Annotated in this window: 2 protein-coding genes; one reads left to right on the plus strand and one right to left on the minus strand. The window is 72.9% G+C overall.

All coding sequences use genetic code 11. From position 1 onward, the window contains the following. Positions 1 to 251, minus strand: a 251-nt coding sequence (locus ACSNN9_RS28305; RefSeq protein WP_436676363.1) for a hypothetical protein, incomplete at its 3' end; no start/stop codon positions are given. Between the two features lie 544 nt (positions 252 to 795). Here ACSNN9_RS28305 and ACSNN9_RS28310 point away from each other — a divergent pair. After that, a complete protein-coding gene (locus ACSNN9_RS28310; RefSeq protein WP_436676364.1) occupies positions 796 to 2,409 on the plus strand; it encodes an RICIN domain-containing protein in 1,614 nt (537 codons plus the stop codon). Positions 2,410 to 2,505 lie beyond the last annotated feature (96 nt).

Consider the following 2,505-nt stretch of genomic DNA (forward strand, 5'->3'; position numbering starts at 1 on the left):
GCCTTCATGACCGAGGACTCCGGGGCCCGGCTGGTGCTGACGGTGGCCGACCTCGCCAACCGGTTGGCCGCCGCGTCCAGTTGGCCGTAGGTGAGGACCTGCCCGTCGCACCACACGGCGTCGGCGTCCGGGGTCCGGTCGGCCTGGGCCTCGACCATGCGGTGCAGGGTGTCGGCGGTGACCGGGCGGACGTTCGGGCGGGACGGGGTGGACCGGCGCACCGGCCCGGCGGAGCGCGCGGGTGCGCTCACCTCGAACCGCAAACTGGCATGACGCGTCCCACCGAGCACTCCCCCCACTACCTACAGCGATCGGCCGTGCGCCTTGTGCCAGGTCGACGACCACAGACGATGACGCATCGTGACCATGAGCCACCGAGCCATCGCTCTCCGCAGAGAGAGTCCACGACCGTCGATTCCACTGCCAAGATGTCTCTCAGCATTCGGGACGTCGGTGGCGCCTTCGTGGAATCCCAGTTTCGGCCGTTCCCGCGGACGATCGGGCCGCCGCCGGGCGCGCCACCACGGCAGACGGCCCCGCCGCGCGACCGGCCCACCCGGACCGAGGCCCGGGCGACTGTCAGGAATCGGCCAGCCTCCCGGCCGTGCGTGACCGGCCCGGCCGGCGATCCTCACGCGAGCGGAGGAAAGCGTTTACCATGGCCCTGACATCGACGGGACTGGATCGACAGCGGCCTCGACGGGGCGGTCGCGCGGCCCTCCCGCCCTCCGGAGTGGTCCTCGCGGTGCGCCCGCGCGATCTCGACGGCCGCCCCTCACCAACCGAAGGAGCCCCATGACACCCCCCGACCCGGACAGACCCCCCACCCGCCGATTCCTCGCCCTGGTGGCCACGGCCGCCCTGGCGCTCGTCGGGGCCGCCGCGGTCGTCGGTCCGCGGCCCGCCGCGGCGGCCACCGTCGACCCCGGCGTCAGCTACGTCCTCGTCAACCGGCACAGCGGCAAGGCCATGGACCTCTGGGGCTGGTCCACCGCCGATGGCGCGCCGGTCAACCAGTACGCCCGCAACGACCTGGCCGTGCAGCAGTGGCGCTTCGTCGACGTGGGCGGCGGCTACCACCAGATCCGCTCGGCGCACAGCGGCAAGGTGCTGGAGCTGCCGAACGCCGAGGACGGCGTCCAACTCGTCCAGAACACCGCCGCCAGCGGCAACACCCGCCAGCACTTCCGGCTCGCCGACTCCACCGGTGGATACGTCCGCCTCGTCAACCGGCACTCCAACAAGGCGCTCGACGTGTGGCAGTGGTCCACGGCGGACGGTGGGATGATCTCGCAGTACCAGGATCTCGACGGCGCCAACCAGCAGTGGCAGCTCGTCGGCCTCGGCTCCGGCGGGGGCGGCTGCGGCAGCGGCGCGTTCCAGGCCGAGGCGGTGCTCAGCGGCGGCACCTGGACCGCCCGCAACGGCGCCACGACGGTGCACACCGGCAGCGACATGCGCGCCGCCGTCCAGGCCGCCGTGAACAGCCTCAGCGCCGGGCGGACCAGCAAGCAGCGCGTCGTCGTCCGCGGCTCCGGCTCGATGAGCGCCGGCGCACGGATCTCCCTGCCCAGCTACACGGCGATCGACGTGTGCGGCACGATCAACGTCACCGGCTCGGGCAGCGGCGACCAGGCGCCGATCTACTCCCGCGGCACCAGCCACGTCGAGGTCGGGCACCTCACCGTCACGGGCACCCCGCTCTACGGGATCTTCCTGCGCAACGTGACGGACGTCGTCCTCGGCCGGATCGACATGCGCCTCGGCGGCGGGCTCGGCATCCGGATCGACAACCGTGGGGACACCAGCCAGTGGACCCGCAACGTGCGGATCGACAGCGCGTACGTCTCCGGCGCCAGCTCCCACGCGGTCGAGACGTACGGCGTGGACGGGCTGACCATCGGCACCGTCACCGCGCGGGACGTGGGCGAGTCGGGCCTGCTGCTCAACCAGACCGTCAACGCCACGGTCACCACCGTCGACGCCGAGAACGCCGGCGCCGGCACGGGGTACGCCGCCTTTCGGATGGCCAACCGCAACGGGCGCGTCGGCTCCGGCTACCCGACCAACGTCCGGGTGGGCACCGTCCGGGCGCGCGGCGGCGGCCGGGGGATCTTCTGCGTCTCCGAGTCCGGCGGCGCCGTCATCGACCGGGTGGACATCGCCGACACCGGCAACAACGCGATCCTGATCGAGAACTGCCAGGGGGTGGACATCGCGGCCGGCGGCGGCACGATCAGCGGCGGCGGCGAGGTGCGGCTGGCCGAGCGCTCCGAGTTCCCCGGCAACCGGGACATCACGCTGCGCAACTTCACCCTGGTGAACAGCCGGATCGTGGAGAACCCCTGCGCGGACAACCTGACCATCAGCAACGTCGGCCTGAGCAACTCCACGATCGTCCGCTGCTGACCGGGCCGGTCCCGCACGGTCGTCCGGGGCCGCTCCGGCCGGCCGGCGTTCCGGTCCGACCGGGGCGCCGGACGGTCGGGCGGGCGCGGACGCCGG

Origin of the sequence: Micromonospora sp. URMC 107, from assembly GCF_051386315.1 — a bacterium.
Lineage (GTDB): Bacteria > Actinomycetota > Actinomycetes > Mycobacteriales > Micromonosporaceae > Micromonospora.

Coding starts and splice junctions, on each gene's coding strand:
- ACSNN9_RS28310 (WP_436676364.1), top strand. CDS start 796: ATGACACCCCCCGACCCGGACAGACCCCCCACCCGCCGATTCCTCGCC.